The sequence below is a fragment of the Rhizobium sp. 05L429 genome (genome assembly GCF_056397645.1).
Genome location: NZ_JBFTNV010000033.1, coordinates 70,538 through 86,437 on the forward strand (window position 1 = coordinate 70,538; position 15,900 = coordinate 86,437).

General features: G+C 54.2%; 15 protein-coding genes. 12 read left to right on the forward strand and 3 right to left on the reverse strand.

The window, feature by feature from the left end; all coding sequences use genetic code 11:
- Positions 1-169: 169 nt before the first annotated feature.
- The 5 genes from msrA to AC1DNW_RS28030 all read left to right on the forward strand — a co-directional run bounded on the left by msrA (position 170) and on the right by AC1DNW_RS28030 (position 5,413).
- Positions 170-880, forward strand: coding sequence for a peptide-methionine (S)-S-oxide reductase MsrA (gene msrA, locus AC1DNW_RS28010; RefSeq protein WP_477855060.1), 711 nt, complete (start codon positions 170-172; stop codon positions 878-880).
- Positions 881-1,107: 227 nt separating this feature from the next.
- A complete protein-coding gene (locus tag AC1DNW_RS28015) occupies positions 1,108-1,548 on the forward strand; it encodes a response regulator (RefSeq protein ID WP_477855061.1) in 441 nt (146 codons plus the stop codon).
- Positions 1,549-1,888: 340 nt separating this feature from the next.
- Positions 1,889-2,968: a nucleotidyltransferase family protein gene (locus tag AC1DNW_RS28020; RefSeq protein ID WP_477855062.1), complete on the forward strand. Its 1,080-nt coding sequence runs from the start codon at positions 1,889-1,891 to the stop codon at positions 2,966-2,968.
- Positions 2,916-4,253, forward strand: a complete 1,338-nt coding sequence (locus AC1DNW_RS28025; protein ID WP_477855063.1) for a polysaccharide biosynthesis protein — start codon at positions 2,916-2,918, stop codon at positions 4,251-4,253. Before AC1DNW_RS28020 ends, AC1DNW_RS28025 begins: the two co-directional genes overlap by 53 nt.
- 5 nt (positions 4,254-4,258) lie before the next feature.
- Positions 4,259-5,413, forward strand: coding sequence for an aminotransferase class I/II-fold pyridoxal phosphate-dependent enzyme (locus AC1DNW_RS28030; RefSeq protein ID WP_477855064.1), 1,155 nt, complete (start codon positions 4,259-4,261; stop codon positions 5,411-5,413).
- Between the two features lie 23 nt (positions 5,414-5,436).
- Here the strand turns inward: AC1DNW_RS28030 and AC1DNW_RS28035 are convergent, their stop codons facing one another.
- From AC1DNW_RS28035 to AC1DNW_RS28045, 3 genes are all read right to left on the reverse strand, one after another.
- Complete coding sequence (locus AC1DNW_RS28035; protein WP_113301024.1) at positions 5,437-6,846, reverse strand: hypothetical protein; 1,410 nt, start codon at positions 6,844-6,846, stop codon at positions 5,437-5,439.
- Between the two features lie 128 nt (positions 6,847-6,974).
- Complete coding sequence (locus AC1DNW_RS28040; protein ID WP_477855065.1) at positions 6,975-7,991, reverse strand: Gfo/Idh/MocA family protein; 1,017 nt, start codon at positions 7,989-7,991, stop codon at positions 6,975-6,977.
- A gap of 85 nt (positions 7,992-8,076) precedes the next feature.
- Entirely contained in the window at positions 8,077-8,877 is an 801-nt protein-coding gene (locus AC1DNW_RS28045; RefSeq protein WP_477855066.1) for an acylneuraminate cytidylyltransferase family protein, read from the reverse strand.
- Positions 8,878-8,879: 2 nt separating this feature from the next.
- Here AC1DNW_RS28045 and AC1DNW_RS28050 point away from each other — a divergent pair, with 2 nt between their 5' ends.
- The 7 genes from AC1DNW_RS28050 (at position 8,880) to hisH (ending at position 15,689) form a co-directional block, all read left to right on the forward strand.
- Positions 8,880-9,923 (forward strand): Gfo/Idh/MocA family protein, encoded by a 1,044-nt coding sequence (locus AC1DNW_RS28050; RefSeq protein ID WP_477855067.1) that lies wholly within the window; start codon positions 8,880-8,882, stop codon positions 9,921-9,923.
- Between the two features lie 17 nt (positions 9,924-9,940).
- On the forward strand, positions 9,941-11,104 hold the full coding sequence (gene neuC, locus AC1DNW_RS28055) for a UDP-N-acetylglucosamine 2-epimerase (protein ID WP_477855068.1): 1,164 nt from the start codon (positions 9,941-9,943) through the stop codon (positions 11,102-11,104).
- A gap of 32 nt (positions 11,105-11,136) precedes the next feature.
- Positions 11,137-11,811 carry a NeuD/PglB/VioB family sugar acetyltransferase gene (locus AC1DNW_RS28060; protein WP_477855069.1) on the forward strand — a complete coding sequence of 225 codons (675 nt, stop codon included), beginning with the start codon at positions 11,137-11,139 and terminating at the stop codon, positions 11,809-11,811.
- A gap of 5 nt (positions 11,812-11,816) precedes the next feature.
- Positions 11,817-12,851 carry an N-acetylneuraminate synthase family protein gene (locus tag AC1DNW_RS28065; protein WP_477855070.1) on the forward strand — a complete coding sequence of 345 codons (1,035 nt, stop codon included), beginning with the start codon at positions 11,817-11,819 and terminating at the stop codon, positions 12,849-12,851.
- A 74-nt stretch (positions 12,852-12,925) separates the two neighbouring features.
- Positions 12,926-14,254 carry an N-acetyl sugar amidotransferase gene (locus tag AC1DNW_RS28070; RefSeq protein WP_477855071.1) on the forward strand — a complete coding sequence of 443 codons (1,329 nt, stop codon included), beginning with the start codon at positions 12,926-12,928 and terminating at the stop codon, positions 14,252-14,254.
- A complete protein-coding gene (gene hisF, locus AC1DNW_RS28075) occupies positions 14,218-15,042 on the forward strand; it encodes an imidazole glycerol phosphate synthase subunit HisF (RefSeq protein WP_477855072.1) in 825 nt (274 codons plus the stop codon). The genes AC1DNW_RS28070 and hisF overlap by 37 nt, the downstream gene beginning before the upstream one ends.
- A complete protein-coding gene (gene hisH, locus AC1DNW_RS28080; protein WP_113301015.1) occupies positions 15,039-15,689 on the forward strand; it encodes an imidazole glycerol phosphate synthase subunit HisH in 651 nt (216 codons plus the stop codon). Before hisF ends, hisH begins: the two co-directional genes overlap by 4 nt.
- The last annotated feature ends 211 nt before the right edge of the window (positions 15,690-15,900 follow it).

Here is a 15,900-nt window from a genome sequence, read left to right on the forward strand (position 1 = left end):
GCAATGTCCCCACTCCTCGGGGAATTGTCAACACACCTTCCAGCCTGTTCCAGTTTCGCACATTCGGTTTCTTGCAATCGTCACATCGGCGTGAGTGAACAGCTTGTGATTTGCAGCTTTCTCGCTGATCGGCAAGGATTTTGCCGCATTGTCCCCGGAGGTAGCCCCTATGCCCAAATCCACGTCAGGCAAGATCCTTGCCGCGCTTTTCGCAACCGCAGCCCTTTCGCTCGGCTTCGGTTCCGCCGCCACCCAAGCGGCGGAAGATGCCGTCGTCATTCCTGCCCCTGCGGTCGATGAGGCGGGCCGGTCCGGCATGGAAACGGCGGTCTTCGCCGGCGGCTGTTTCTGGGGCGTCCAGGGCGTCTTCCAGCATGTGAAGGGTGTCAAAAGCGCCGTTTCCGGCTATGCTGGCGGGCAAGCAGCAACCGCCCAGTACGAAACGGTCAGCTCCGGCGCGACGGGTCATGCCGAATCCGTCAAGGTGACCTTTGATCCGAAAGAGGTCAGCTACGGCAAGCTCCTGCAGGTCTTCTTCTCGGTCGCACATAACCCGACGCAGCTCAATTTCCAGGGGCCGGACGAGGGCACCCAATACCGCTCGGCGCTTTTCATCTCCGACCCGCAACAGCGCAAGGTCGCCGAAGCATATATCGCCCAGCTCGATAAGGCGCATGTCTTCAAACAGCCGATCGTCACCAAGGTCACCGACGATACCGGCTTCTACCCGGCCGAGCAGTATCACCAGGATTTCCTTACGCTGAACCAGACCTACCCCTACATCGTCTATAACGACCTGCCGAAGATCGAGAACCTGAAGCAGATTTTCCCGGCCCACTACAGCACGGATCCGGTTCTCGTGCTGAAGGCCAAGGGTTGAGAGGCTGCTGAAATCGGAATTTTAGAAGGCGGCTAAAGTGGCCGCCTTTTTTCACACAGGGTCATACTTTAATAATTTATCAATATTAACAAACGTTTAATTGAGAAAAACTGCGTTTCATGCCGGAACATATCGTCGCATCGTCCGTTTTAGCTGCGAGCCTCGTCGAAGCAATCTGTCTTCAACGAAGCGGAGCCTCCTGAAGTAAAGCGTGAAGGGGATCTGTCATGGCCACGAATGTCATGCGTAGCTGGCAACGGGAACATCTCATGGAACAGCGAGTGCTGATTGTCGAAGACGAACTGTTGATCGCCCTCGATCTCGAAATGACGATAGAGGAAATGGGCGTGCATGTCGCAGGCCTCGCATCGGACCGGGAAGCGGCGCTCAGACTAGCCCCGCTTGCCGACATCGCCTTCGTCGACGTCAACCTCTCCGACGGCCCAACCGGGCCGGAGATCGGCCGGCAGCTCGCAGAAGACCACGGCATTTCCGTCGTCTTCATGACTGCCAATCCGGAGGCGGTTGCAGATGGCGTGCACGGCGCGCTCGGCGTGGTGCAAAAACCCGTCATGCCAAGAGTGGTCGAACAGCTCGTCAAATACGTTGCCGCCCGCCGCATCGGGATGCTCGCGGTCGTGCCGCCGCAGATGACGGTGTTTGCGTGAGATTGTAAGATTATCGGCGGGTTCATCCGAGCTCATGGCCTGGGAGCCACTGGGCGAGTGCCTGACGCCGCAAAATTCTACGATTCTGCGAGGTATCCGACGTCATTGCTCCAAGCTGGCGGATTATCCACGACCCAAATTGAAGCGCAGAAAGTCGTTTGCAAATCGCAATTGTTCATCCCTCGCAGATCCGAATTTCGAGACGCACACTCATGTGTGGCCCATTTGCGTCCACGATTTTGGAGACTATGAATCGACAAGTTCCTGAGCTAGAGAATACCGCCATCAGAGCCGTGGTGGAATTCGCCCGTTGGCGATTTCGCCGAATTGGTGGGATGGAATGACTTACATTGATATTTCCAAGGTCGTGATAACGCAGCAAGCGGTAATGCGCGTTGCAATCGAAGTGATCGATGGCAACGGGTTGAAGATCGCGGTCGTTGTGACGGATGAAGGAAAACTCATTGGCATCGTAACCGACGGGGACATCCGCCGCGCCTTGCTCGCTGGCCACGGGTTAGATGCGCCAGTTCAGGAATTTATGCGGCAAACTCCCCGGTCGGCAATGTTAGGCACCGAGAAAAGCATACTACTTGGCCGTCTCCGACACGAACAAATCCTCCACCTTCCCATCGTTGATGAGGCTGGCATATTTCGGGACCTGGCGTATCTTCCTGCGTTTGAGCAACTTTTGTATCAAGAGAACCAAGTGGTTATCATGGCGGGAGGACTGGGAACTCGACTTCGGCCCCTGACCGAAAATGTGCCTAAGCCACTGATATCGGTTGGCGGTCGCCCGCTGATCGACATAATCGTCGATAATCTGGTAGCGCAGGGTCTCACAGACATTACGCTTTGTGTAAACTATCTTGGACATTTGCTTGAGGAACATCTCGGGGATGGGTCAAAGTTTGGAGCACGCTTCACTTTCGTCCGCGAAGAGGAGCGAATGGGCACTGCCGGAGCATTGTCTCTTTTGCCGAAAGTCCCAACAAAATCCTTTTTTGTGATGAACGGGGACATTCTCACGACGGTCGATTTTCAAGCGATGCTCGACTTCCATAAAGCATCGTCTGCTGTGGCCACGATGGCGGTCAACAATCACAGCTACGAAGTGCCATTTGGTGTCGTTGAAGTTTCTGGTCGCCATCTCACAAAGTTGACTGAAAAACCCAAATGCAACTTTTTGGTTAATGCCGGAATCTATCTCCTAGAACCGGAGGTGCTGGAACATGTTCCGGCCAGACAGTTCTTCGATATGACAAACCTTTTCGAGCACCTAATCGAACGGCAGCTACCGGCGGCAGTCTTCCCAGTCCGAGAACCTTGGCTTGATGTTGGCCGTCATGAAGATTTGATTAAGGCGAATGACAGTTTCGGAGATGGTGATCCCAGCAAACAAGCGCCGAAATGGCCGTGATCTTAAAGCAGGAAATTCAATGCCTATTGACGCTCATAAAAACGGCAAGAACAGCGAACTCGCGTTTATTGCAACCGGAAGAGAGAATTCCATCTTCTCGGAGGATATGAGGCATTTTGAAGGGCAGCTAAGAGATAAGCTGAAGGGCAAGCGGGTGCTTGCAATCGGTGCTGCGGGCTCAATCGGTTCCGCCACAATATCGGTCATTTCAGGGTTCGAGCCATCTGCTCTTCACGTAATCGATCAGAATGAAAATGAGTTGGCGGAGTTGGTTCGGACACTCCGCTCCAGTTCAGGCGGCTTTTCCGTTTCGGATTTTCGGACATTGCCGTTGGATTTTGGCTCACCAGCAACGAGGCTCTTCATTCATGACCAACCTTCCTACGACTTTGTTTTGAATTTTGCGGCGATTAAGCATGTAAGGTCTGAGAAAGATTCCTTTTCGATGCTGCAGATGTTTGACACGAATTTGCTCAAACAGGCTCGTCTGTTGCGCTGGTTGGGTGAAGTGCAATTCAGAGGCAGATATTTCTCCGTTTCTACTGACAAAGCAGCCAATCCAAGCTCCTTCATGGGCGCGAGCAAACGCCTCATGGAACACGTGATGTTCAGCGGCGAAGCTGCGAAGGATCTTGGCGCGGAAATTGTCTCCGCGCGCTTTGCAAATGTCGCGTTCTCAAACGGTTCGCTTCTTCAAAGCTTCCAGCGGCGCATCGAACAGGAGCAGCCGCTGGCTACGCCTGTGGATACTCGGCGCTATTTTGTCTCCACGGAGGAGGCCGGTCATCTCTGCACCTTGGCAGCCGTGTGCGCTCCGGATCAACACATCGTCGTTCCCAAGCTTAGTCCCGACGAACATCTCGTTTTGCTCGAAGACGTCGCAAAGGCATACCTCGAGCATTTGAAGCTGAAGCCAGTGATTTTCAGCGATGAAACCAAAGCGGTGCAGGCGACGAGCTTGCTTCGCAGCTCTGGTTCTTGGCCACTTCTGCTGACGCCGCTCGATACGGCCGGTGAGAAGGCCTACGAAGAATTCGTCGCGAATGGTGAAAGCGCCGTGGACGGCGGATTCGCGGGACTGTCCCTCGTCAAGTACAAAAGTGCCGCTAGCGGATCGATTGGAAGATTGATCAACAGCCTCGAAGGTCTTTTCGCCGCAGCCAATATGCCGACTTTGCCACAGCAGATCGACAAGGATCAGTTGAAGGAACTAGTGGCTGCGGTCGAGCCGTCCTTTCTGCAGACTCACAAGCCAAGTGAAAAAACTCTGGATTCACGGATTTAGGCTCAATGATACCGCTCGCAGTACCGAACCTAGCCGGCCGTGAGGCCGAATATCTGCAGGAATGCATAACTTCGACATTTGTCTCGACGGTGGGACCATTCGTCACCCGTTTCGAAGAAATGGTGGCTGCTGCGTCCGGTGCCAAATACGCCGTTGCGACATCCGCGGGTACCACTGCGCTTCATGCTGCCTTGCTATCCGCCGGTGTAGGGCGCGACGATTTGGTCATTGCGCCATCATTCACGTTCATCGCTTCGATTGCTGCAATTGCCCATTGCGGAGCGCTTCCGTGGCTTTTCGATGTCTCTCCCGAAAACTGGTCGATAGACGTAACGTTGTTGGCTAACAAACTGGAGAAAGAGACGCATCGTCGCGTGGACGGTGCGTTACTTCACACGGAAACGGGGCGCAGAATTTCTGCAATATTGCCGGTTTTTACGCTGGGCATTCCCGCCCAGATGGATGAGATTAACGAGTTGGCGAAGGCCTACTATTTGCCTGTTGTTGTTGATGCGGCCGCGGCACTGGGTACCACCTACAAAGACCGTCCTTCGGGAAGCTTGGACGCAGACTTCACGATGTTCTCCTTCAATGGAAACAAGACTGTTACCGCCGGCGGTGGCGGAATTATCGTTACGGATGATCCTGAAAAAGCACGTCTCTTCCGTCATCTGACGACCACCGCCAGAGTCGGGGCCGATTACGATCACGACATGGTCGGTTATAATTACCGAATGACAAACCTCCAGGCGGCGGTTGGTTGTGCCCAGATGGAAAATCTGGGCCGATTTGTCGATTTGAAACGGAGTATAGCACGAAATTATAGGGAGGCCTTCTCGGATCTTGCTGGAATCACGCCTTTTCCGGATCCGGAATATGCGCGAAGCGGTTATTGGTTTTCCGGGATCGTCGTGAACAACAGAGACCCACGGCAGTTGGCCGATATCCGCGTTCGTTTGCGGGAGGCCGGCATAGACGCCCGCCCCTTCTGGAAACCAGCCCATCTCCAGGCGCCCTATGTAGGGGCGCCGAGGACGGAAATGACGGTCTGCGACAACCTCTGGCAACAGATCGTGACGCTGCCATGCTCAACCGGCCTGTCGGTCGCCGATCAAGACTTCGTTGTCGACAAGGTCAGACGGCAGTTCGCCAACAACTGAAGAAGCGGCAAATTTTTTCGGATTTATTGCTGCTTGCGGTCCTGATGGAAGGCGTTTCCGCCGCGGCCTATGATCAGTAGTGCAAGCACGAATATCGCGTTTGTCGGGTGAAATATGCTACCCCATGTCATCATAAGCCAGATAAGTAGCGACAGCATCGATACTCCCCAGACGTCGTTTTCTTTTGCATGAGTGTAACAGCGTTCGCCGAGGAAATAGAAAAATCCCAGAGCCGGTAGACCATATGTAGCGAGCAGACGTGTCGGTAGGGACACAGAGTCAGATCTTACTTGATTTGCGTTTAGAAGTTTTTCCGTTGCGCTCTGAGCCAAGCTACTTCCGTATCCCATCAGGTAGTCGCTTTGCCAAAAAATCTGGAGATGTTGAAGCCACAACCAGGGCCGGTAAGCTTGTCGGTAGATGGCTTCCAGCGAAAGCCCGCTTTGATTGCGCAGAAGTAACCGGGATATGAGGGGAATATCTTGTAGGTGATAAAGGACGAACGGGGATAGACCGACGATGAGGATAAGTCCCAACGTCATAGCGAACGCCACCGCAACACGAAGCCTCGCATTATCAGGAAGTAGCGTCAAAACAACGCTGGTGGCGCTGAAAAGCACGAGACCGATCAGCGCTGAACGCACGAAAGACAAGATAGTGAAATAAGCGGCGGCAACAACGGTCGTGATGTTGAGCCATCGAAAACGCAGATGCTTCAATGCAATCAGGAAAACGAAAAGTGAGATGATGCCGGAAGTCGCAATGTTGGGGACCATCGAAATGCGCCATGGCCCGTAAGCGGGTGCAGTTTGGCCAGGCAAAATGCCCCAGGCATTGATATCAATTCCTTCCCGGTCTTGTGGTGGTAACGCAATGTCGCCAGAATTTGCAGCGTCAGCCCCCAGTGGATCCCCGTGGTACGCTTGCATCAACCAACTGTACTTTTCGAACGGCGGCTGCAGAACAAAGCTCAAGCTGCCAAGCCCGTAAAATACCAGGATGATCGCGAATAGCCATCTAACGTTGATGCGCACCTCCGAGCGGCTCGCCCATGCGCTGACCCAAGCAATCAAGATAATTGGGGGAACGGCACCTGTATCCCCTCTTAGGCCGAACCATAAAGACGCCGTTACACCCATGGCGGCGATAGGCCTCGCACAACCCAATATGAGATTTTCTACTGTCTGTCTGAGTCTCGGCAATGGTGCTGCAACTGCTGGCAGTGTAAGCAGCCAATAAAGCGGTTCTCCTCGCGAGACGATCCTTTCCTGCCCCATGTAAACTGTGAGTAGCAGCGAATAAGCCAGGAACAGAAGGATGTCGCCGCCGTTCTTGTACCATACCCAGACCGATTGGGCCTTAGGGTGCATCAAGATATCCGTGAGGGCGTTCGGTTTTCTGATACCGGTATCTTTTACTAGCCTGTCGTCCATATCTCATCGCTAATGCAGGAATTGCGTCTCTTACGCCGATTGACCGGGATGCGTTTCTAATCCTCCCCCAAAGGCCACTTCGAGCCCGAGAAACTGGAGCGCTACATGGCGACGACAACCCTCGACGCTCATGCAATCGGTAGGGTGTAATCTCCCGAAATAGGCTCACGGCGCAAATCGATCGTCGCGCCCCCACGTTCGTTGGAAAGGTGAGCAGCGACAAGTAATTTCATGGCAAGCAGCCCGTGCTCTCCTGTCGGGTAGTCAGTGCCAGCAAGAAGGGCTTCGAGAACGGAGCGAGTAGGCGTGACTGCATCGGCCGGAGCAATTGTTATAGAGTCGGAATCGTAAGGCATGCCATAGCGTGTTGTTGGCTCATTTCTGTATTCCTCTTTACGAACGACGAAGGAGAGAGTGCCGGCCAATTCATCAACTGAGATGCGTCCATGGCGGCAATTGTAAGTCACGTTCATGCCGTGCCCCTGGTCGTGGGAGCAATCCATATAGAAGCGTTTCCCTGACGGTGTTTCCAGGCGGATGCTTCCGGAGGCATCCCTAAACTGGGGGCCACGAGGATTGGCGAGTTCGTCCTTCGAAAACCAAGCCGACACTTTTACCGGATCTTCGCCGCACAGATAGCGAAACATTTCAAAATAATGCGTGCCGTTCATCGCCATGCCAAAGTTTCCGGCACTTACGATAACGCTCGCAAGGCCGCCGAAAGCCTCAGACTCGACCATGGACTTCGGGAGCGTGTATTGCTCCATGAAGCGCATCTGATGGTTGATTGCCAATTTCACACCTGCGGAATTACAGGCGGAGATCATCGCTTCACAATCACGCAAGTTGGTCGCCATAGGCTTCTCGCACAGGATCATTTTGGCGCCATTTTGCGCCGCCCTGAGGACAAGCTCGCAATGCCCGGGAGCCGTCGTTGCAATGATCAGAAATTCCGGCCGGATCTGGTCGATGAGTTCAATTGCCGATATGAAGCGGCGCTCTTCCGGGATCCCATACTTGTTTCCGGCGACATCGCAAGCTTCACGATTTATGTCGCTTACTGCCACGATCGGAAGTTGGCATTGTTCCAAGACGCTGGCATGGCGCATTCCCATTCGTCCAAGGCCAATGAGGGCTGTAATCATGGTTTTCTTCTCAGTCTGCTTTGGTGTTTGTCGGCGATCTTCACTTCACTCGATAGATACCGAAATCGAGATCTAGGCGAAAGACTTAGCGTGTTTCAGGCCATCCGAAATGATGTGAGGCAACGAAGGCAGCGACTGCGAAATCAAGTGGCGTATCGATATCGAAGCTGCATTCATCATCCATAAGCCAGAACCCTGTCCGTTCAGTGAGGGCGGGTCTTTCGTCGACGATGGGTTGCCGGCGCCAAGCATAGATGGATCCGTTGAGCTCATAGCAATTGGGCAGGTCTTGTCGACGCCCATATTGCATCCCGGGCTTTGACAGCTCGATGCGGCCATCTGCGGTTTCTTCAACAAGCGTGTAATAGGGTGAAGCCTTTGCGCGTGCCACGGACACAACGTTGAGAAGGTCGGCGTTCGCTTCTAGCTTTTGGGCCGCCCCAGGAATGTCCGCAGGAGTCCTTAGTGGAGAAGTCGGTTGAAGATCGAAGAACATCTCGATCTCCCGCCCGACTTCCATTTCTGCCGTGCGAAGAGCATGACTGAGAACGGGGGGCTTCGCGACAAAGTCGGTGGCAAGCTCGTCCGGCCTTTTGACGAGTAGATTTGCGCCGGCCTCCCGCCCGATATCAAGATAGCGATCGCTGTCGCTGGAAATCGAGATAATATCAAAAATTCCCGATTGGACAGCCTGTTCTACTGTGTGCGCAAGAAGCGGCCGACCGGCAAAAGATTTGATGTTTTTGTCTGGCAGCCCCTTGGACCCTGACCGAGCCGCCACGACACACATTTTCATCTCAATGAACCTCAGGTTGACTTGTGCGGCTCTCATAGCAGAAACGGAATAGCGTTGTCCCGTGTTGATTTGTCTGACGGAAATTGACAAGGATGACGCGTTCCAATCGGGCGAGGCGCCTATTCCAGATCGCCGGGAGAGCTCCGGATAATCGCGAAGGTATTCATGTGAACACTAAATTATGCCGTATCGCCCTCGTCGGTGCAGGAAGCATGATCGCCGAGCATGCAAAGGCTTTTGCATCCCTGCCAAATGTCGAACTCGTCGGTATTGCCAACAGGACAAAAGCCAAGGCTCAGGTGATCGCCAACAATTGGAACATTCCGATTGTGAGTGATGACGTTGATGAAATGCTTGTCAGCACCCGGCCCGATTTGGTGGTGATGGCAGTGTACGAGCCGGCCATTTTTGAAGTTGCAACTCGAATACTGGCGCGTCCCGTTGACGTCTTCATGGAGAAGCCTATCGGGTTGAACCTTGAAGAAGCGCGTGCTGTTCACGGGCAGGTAAAATCTTCGGGCCGGCGTGCGTGGGTTGGTCTCAATCGGCGCACACTTGGTTCTACACTGACCGCGCTCGCAGATCTTTCCGCAAATCCCGGCCCTCGCTTCATCTATGTTCAAGACCAGCAGAGTCTCGAAGCCGCGCGGGCCATCGGTCACAATTTGGCGGTAGTCGACAATTGGATGTATGCCAACTCAATTCATCTCGTTGACTACCTAATGACTTTCGGTCGCGGAGGCGTGACTGACGTAAAGATATTGCAGCCGTGGAAGACCGGCGAATCGGGGGTCGTGCTGGCGCATGTCAGTTTCGCCTCGGGAGATCGCGGTATCTATCAGGCCGTATGGAACGGTCCAGGACCTTGGGCCTGCACGGTTTCCGCGCCGCACAGGCGATGGGAGATGCGGCCTCTGGAAAAGGCGATATTTCAAAATGCAGGCGAGCGCAGCCTGAACGAGGTTCAGGCTACAGAAGCAGATCTGCAATTTAAGCCAGGTTTTCGGGTGCAAGCTGAACAGGTGGTGGGTGCCTGGCGCGGGGAAAATACGGGAGCAGCAACGATCGACGACGCCTTGGCGACGACTGAACTCGTTGCCAAGATCTACGACCTTGGTGACGAGGTGACACGGTGACCAAACCCCGGATATGCGTGACGACCGGTACAAGGGCGGACTACGGTCTCTTGTATTGGCTCATGCGTGATCTGCACGACGATCCGGATTTCGAATTACAGATTGCGGTGTCCGCCATGCATTTGTCGCCGGCATTCGGAGAGACCGTTCGATTCATTCGAGCCGACGGTTTCAAGATCGACGCTGAAATACCCTGCCTTGACGATGATGACAGCGACGCCGGCATGGCACGCGCCTTCGGTCGCGCCATCGACGGCTTTCGCGGGGCATTCGAACAGCTTAAACCCGATTTTCTGGTCATATTGGGGGACCGGTTTGAGGCGCTTGCGGCTGCGACTGCTGCAACCTTTCTTCATATCCCGATTGGCCATATTCACGGCGGCGAAGTAACGCTAGGTGCCATGGACGATACCTTCCGGCACGCGATTACAAAAATGGCACATGTCCATTTCACGGCAGCAGGACAGTACGCTGATCGAGTGATCCGGATGGGTGAGGCGCCGGAACGAGTATTCAACATCGGCGCGATCGGCCTCGATAATTTCAGGCGGCTTTCCATACCCGATAGATTGGAATTGATGCGAGAACTCGAAATCGAACCAGAACGCGATTATGCGTTGATGACCTACCATCCGGCGACGATGGATTCGGCCTCGCCTGTTGCCGCCCTCGAGCAGATTCTTGAAGCACTGCAGTCTTTTCCGGATCTGGCCGTGATCATTACGAAAGCCAACTCTGATCCAGGTGGCAGGAAAATTAATGCGAGGCTTGAGACATTTCATTCCCAACACCCCGATCGGGTCAGGTTGGTTGCATCTCTAGGACAGTTACGCTACCTCGCGGCGATGAAACATGCGAGCGTAGTCCTCGGCAATTCATCAAGTGGCCTCATTGAGGCCCCCGCAGTGGACGTCCCGACGGTCAACGTAGGCCCACGGCAACTGGGCCGGCTGAAAGCAGTGTCCGTCATCGACACGGTCGAGGAAACCGGGGCAATCGTAAGGGCTATGACCGAAGCAATGTCGCTTTCTTTTCGCGATGCCATTAAAGACAGCGCCCCCCCTTATGGCAGGCCGGGTGACGCTACCGGTTCAGTGTTGTCAGTTCTTCGCAAGATCGATTTTGCCCGGCTGCTACAAAAGCCCTTCTATGATCTCCCCAACCAGGCCGTGGAGGAGTAGTTTTTGATTGTCCACCGGATCCGTCAACGTCTATGAAGCCTGCATTCCCGATGTTTTGGAAGAAGAAAAAGCCTTCGCTGCTCGTTGTCGGGGGAGGCGGACATGGGCGAGTTGTCCTTGAAGCAGCGTTGTTGAACAATCATTTTGCTCGCGTGGTGGCCGTCGATCCCGAGGAATATAAAAGCTGGTCGCTACAGATTGCGCGCTGCGTCGAAGACGAGAAGGAAGTTGTGCGCGACAATGAAACATGGGTATTTGTTCCGGCGGTAGGAAACGCTATCCTGCGCCAGAAATTGTTCAATGCCTATCTTGGAAAGGGATTTGCTCCCGCTTCGGTCATCCATCCGGCCTCCACAATCAGTCCTTCAGCGCGGTTGGGCCGAGGGGTCGTGGTGCTCGCTGGTATTGTCGGTGTTCAGGCAACGATCGGTGATGGCGTCATCGTTAACAACGGAGCAATCGTTGAACATGACTGTGTCGTGGGCGATTTCTCGCATCTTGCACCGGGCGCCGTGCTAGCTGGAGGTTCATCCTTGGGCGGCGGTTGCTTTCTCGGAGCAAATAGTTCAGTCCGGCATGCGACGGCTATTGTAGGCAATGTAACTGTCGGACACGGAGCGGTGGTTACGCGCGATATTGGTGCTCCGGGTGTTTACGTGGGTAGTCCGGCGAAGCTTATGTCGGATTCGAAAAAAGTCTTGGAGTAAACGCAGTGACGGTGGAGAATCGTTGTTTCATTATTGCTGAGATTGGCGTTAACCATAACGGTAACTTGGATCTCGCTCGCAAGCTTATCGATGTGGCGGTGGAGGCGGGTGCAGATGCTGCCAAGATTCAAACGTTCAAAGCCGAGGATTTGATTGTCGCAGGTACCAAGACCGTCGAATACCAGCGCCTGAACGGTGCTGAGGATGATCAATTCAGACTACTTAAATCTCTTGAGCTGTCTCACGATCAGCATCGCGAGCTTGTCGAATACTGTGCCCTGAGGGGTATCGAGTTCATGTCGACCGGCTTCGATATTGCTTCGCTTCAATTCCTCGTCGAGCTAGGAATTAGGCGGATAAAAATTCCATCCGGGGAAATCACCAACACTCCACTTGTAGAGGTTGCTGCCCGGACTTGCCTTCCGATCATCATATCGACTGGAATGGCGACCCTTGACGAGGTGCGAGACTGCATTCGGGCTGTAAGGGATGTGTGGCAGACGCTTCGGCACGACGGCGACCTGTGCATTCTGCATTGTACAACAGCCTATCCGACTGCGTTGTCGGACGTAAACCTGGCGGCCATGCATACAATGCAGAAGGCGCTCGATGAAAAGGTAGGTTACTCCGATCATACCGCTGGGATTCTTGTGCCGCCTCTTGCAGTGGCGGCAGGTGCGCGTGTCCTGGAGAAGCACATTACACTCGATCGCGAAATGCAAGGCCCCGACCATGCGGCGTCGATCGAGCCCGAGGAACTCAAGCGAATGGTGGCTGAGATCCGTCTGATTGAGACCGTTTTGGGCGATGGCATCAAAGCTCCGAAGCCCGTGGAGCTCGCTACTCGCGCGCTTGTGCGCAAGGGGCTGAAATTTGCGGCGAAGTTTCCAAAGGGTCATGTTGTCTCGGCTGCCGATCTTGTCTCGCTTCGCCCCGAAACTGGTTTGCCACCGGCTCGCTTGAAGTCTCTCGTCGGCAGAACACTCGTCAAGCCGGTCGCCATTTACGATGCTGTGGAAGAAGACCACTTCGAATTTTAACCGAACTTACCTTCTTGCGCGAGCAATTCATAACCGTTAACCAACCGGCAATTCGAAATTATAGGATGACGGCAATGCGCTTTATCCACTTAGATCCGCGTAACGACGAGCTGGACCTTTCGGAATACCGATTGGACAAAAGCAATCCTGACACCCTTTACGGTTTGCCTCAGCATGTCGCGTTCTGCTCTCGATGCGTGATCTCCAATCAGCGTCCTAACTCTACGGTTGAGCACAAGCATACCAGGGACAGCAAGAAACAAACGATCAATTTTGATTCCGAGGGTGTTTGCGACGCATGTCGAGTGGCGGAGCAGAAGGACGGCAATATCGATTGGGAAGCGCGGCGCCGGGAATTGCAGGTACTGTGTGACAAGTACCGCTCGAGGAACGGCCACTATGACTGCTTGGTGCCCGGTTCGGGCGGCAAGGACAGCTTCTACCAATCGTGGATGCTGAAATACGAATTCGGCATGAACCCACTCACGGTAACATGGGCGCCCCACGTCTATACCGAATGGGGCTGGCGCAATTTTCAGCGCTGGATCCACTCGGGTTTTGACAACTACCTTCTGACGCCCAACGGCCGGGTAAAGCGCTTGATCACACGCCTTGCGGTGGAGAACCTGTTCCATCCATTCCAGCCGTTTATCTTCGGCCAGAAGTCATACGCGCCGAAAATGGCGGCGCGAATGAACATACCTCTGATCTTTTATGGTGAGAATGAAGCGGAGTACGGGAATCCGATCGCAGATATGACATCTGCAAAACGCGACTATTCCTATTTTTCGACTGCGGATGACAGTGAGATCTTTCTCGGCGGCACGTCCATTCAGTCGCTGATCAACGATTATGGTGTTCGTGCGCCGGATCTCGATGTCTACCGTCCTTCCAATCCGGACGAGCTGAGGGAGAAGGGCATCGAGGTCCATTATCTCGGATACTATCTGAGGTGGCATCCGCAATCGGCTTACTATTTTGCTGTCGAGCACGGCGGTTTTGAAGCGTCGCCCGAGCGGACGCCCGGCACTTACTCGAAATACAACTCGATCGACGACCGTATCGATGATCTTCATTATTATACGACGTTCATCAAGTTCGGTATTGGCCGCACAACCTACGACGCCGCGCAGGAAGTTCGATCCGGTGACCTGGAACGCGAAGAGGGCGTGGCTCTCGTCCGGCGCTATGACGGCGAGTTCCCCGAGCGTTTTGCCGATGAACTGATGGAATACCTCAGCTTGCCTGAGAAAGAATTCCCCGATGCCTCAAAGCAGTTTGAAGCGCCGATTATGGATCGCGCCTATTTTCATGCGCTGTCAAACCGCTTCCGGTCCCCTCATCTTTGGGCCTATGACAATGGTGAATGGAAGCTGCGCCGCAGCGTATTTACCCAGAACTGAGTGCCAGGAATATGAACATTCGCCTTATCGCACGTCTTGATGTCAAGCTGCAGCACTTGATTAAGGGTGTGCAAATGGAGGGCTGGCGTAAGATGGGCAACCCTGGTGAACGAGCGAAGCTCTATTACCATCAGGGTGCGGACGAACTCTTGTACATGGATGTCGTTGCAAGCCTTTATGAGCGCAACAATCTGACGGACATTGTTCGTGAGGTCGCACAGGAGGCGTTTGTGCCGATCACCGTCGGGGGCGGAATAGGCGATCTTAAGTCGGCCAAGCAATTGCTTGATGTCGGTGCCGACAAGGTGGCGGTAAACACAGCTGCGACCAAGCGGCCCGCAATATTACAGGAAATTTCCGATACCTATGGCTCCCAGGCGATGGTTCTTTCCATCGAAGCAAAGCGTCTGCCGCAAGGTGGCTGGGAGGCTATGACGGATAATGGGCGTAATCATACTGGGCTGGACGTCGTCAGATGGGCTGTGAGGGGTGCGGAGCTTGGCGCAGGCGAGATCCTCATCACGTCGATTGATCGCGACGGTACAATGAAGGGTATGGATACCGAACTCATCGAAGCCGTCACGCGAGAGGTCGATATTCCCGTAATTGCTTCCGGGGGAGCAGCAGGCGGCACCCATGCAACCGAAGCTGTCCGGTCGGGCGCGACGGCTGTTGCCTTCGCGAAGGCCCTCCATTCCGACTCAACCGATTTTGGGCAATTGCGGCAAGAGCTAAAGCAGGTTGGAATACCGGTCAGAACACCAAAGAAAGTAGTGGTCGGAGTATGAACCAAGTTGTTGTTGTTGATTACGGCATCGGTAATGTTTTCTCCGTCTGCAACGCTCTCAAGCAGATTGGCGCTGAGCCGCAGTTGACGCGCGACATCCCCACAATTCTGCGGGCTGAAAGAGTAATCTTGCCTGGTGTGGGTGCCTTCGGCCGTGCCATGGATGCATTGCGGGGCTTTGGTCTCGACGAAGTCCTCGGCAGTTACGTCGCGACAGGCCGTCCTTTTCTTGGGATCTGCATCGGCATGCAAGTCCTGATGGATTCATCACTGGAGTTCGGAGCCCATGCTGGTCTGGGGTTTATTCCGGGCACGGTAGAACGCATTCCGTCGGTGGATAAGGCTGGCAATCCTTTGCGTGTGCCGCATATTAGCTGGAGCAAGGTGAAGCCGGCGGCGGGCGTTCTCTCGGAACAATGGCAATCTACGCCGCTCTCTGGCGATGAGGATCACCAGGAGTTCTATTTCGTTCATTCTTATCATTCAAAGCCGACCGATGCTTCGAACCTTCTCGCCGTTGTCGATCACGGGGGCAACGACGTGACCGCGGCCATTACGAAGGACAATATTGTCGGCGTGCAATTTCATCCTGAGCGTAGCGGCCTAGCGGGCCTGAATCTGCTCGGAAAGTTTATGGGCGGTCCTTAACCACAACAACTCTACGAAAGATCGCGCCTGTCATGCTCTATCAGGTTGCGAAACGCTCGGACGGTGGCTAAGGCAGTAACCCTCAAGAGGAAATCTCTAGAATTGGATAGGCGCATGCTCAATTTCGCTCTCGTCGGATGTGGTCGGATTGCTGTTCGCCATTCCGAACTCCTGGGCCTCAACCAGATTGATGGCGCACGTCTCGCGGCAG

Excerpts from the sequence above, each read along its gene's own strand:
- msrA (WP_477855060.1), top strand. The coding sequence starts at position 170 with ATGCCCAAATCCACGTCAGGCAAGATCCTTGCCGCGCTTTTCGCAACC.
- AC1DNW_RS28015 (WP_477855061.1), top strand. The coding sequence starts at position 1,108 with ATGGCCACGAATGTCATGCGTAGCTGGCAACGGGAACATCTCATGGAA.
- AC1DNW_RS28020 (WP_477855062.1), top strand. The coding sequence starts at position 1,889 with ATGACTTACATTGATATTTCCAAGGTCGTGATAACGCAGCAAGCGGTA.
- AC1DNW_RS28025 (WP_477855063.1), top strand. The coding sequence starts at position 2,916 with ATGACAGTTTCGGAGATGGTGATCCCAGCAAACAAGCGCCGAAATGGC.
- AC1DNW_RS28030 (WP_477855064.1), top strand. The coding sequence starts at position 4,259 with ATGATACCGCTCGCAGTACCGAACCTAGCCGGCCGTGAGGCCGAATAT.
- AC1DNW_RS28035 (WP_113301024.1), bottom strand. The coding sequence starts at position 6,846 with ATGGACGACAGGCTAGTAAAAGATACCGGTATCAGAAAACCGAACGCC.
- AC1DNW_RS28040 (WP_477855065.1), bottom strand. The coding sequence starts at position 7,991 with ATGATTACAGCCCTCATTGGCCTTGGACGAATGGGAATGCGCCATGCC.
- AC1DNW_RS28050 (WP_477855067.1), top strand. The coding sequence starts at position 8,880 with ATGACGCGTTCCAATCGGGCGAGGCGCCTATTCCAGATCGCCGGGAGA.
- AC1DNW_RS28060 (WP_477855069.1), top strand. The coding sequence starts at position 11,137 with ATGAAGCCTGCATTCCCGATGTTTTGGAAGAAGAAAAAGCCTTCGCTG.
- AC1DNW_RS28070 (WP_477855071.1), top strand. The coding sequence starts at position 12,926 with ATGCGCTTTATCCACTTAGATCCGCGTAACGACGAGCTGGACCTTTCG.
- hisF (WP_477855072.1), top strand. The coding sequence starts at position 14,218 with ATGGAAGCTGCGCCGCAGCGTATTTACCCAGAACTGAGTGCCAGGAAT.
- hisH (WP_113301015.1), top strand. The coding sequence starts at position 15,039 with ATGAACCAAGTTGTTGTTGTTGATTACGGCATCGGTAATGTTTTCTCC.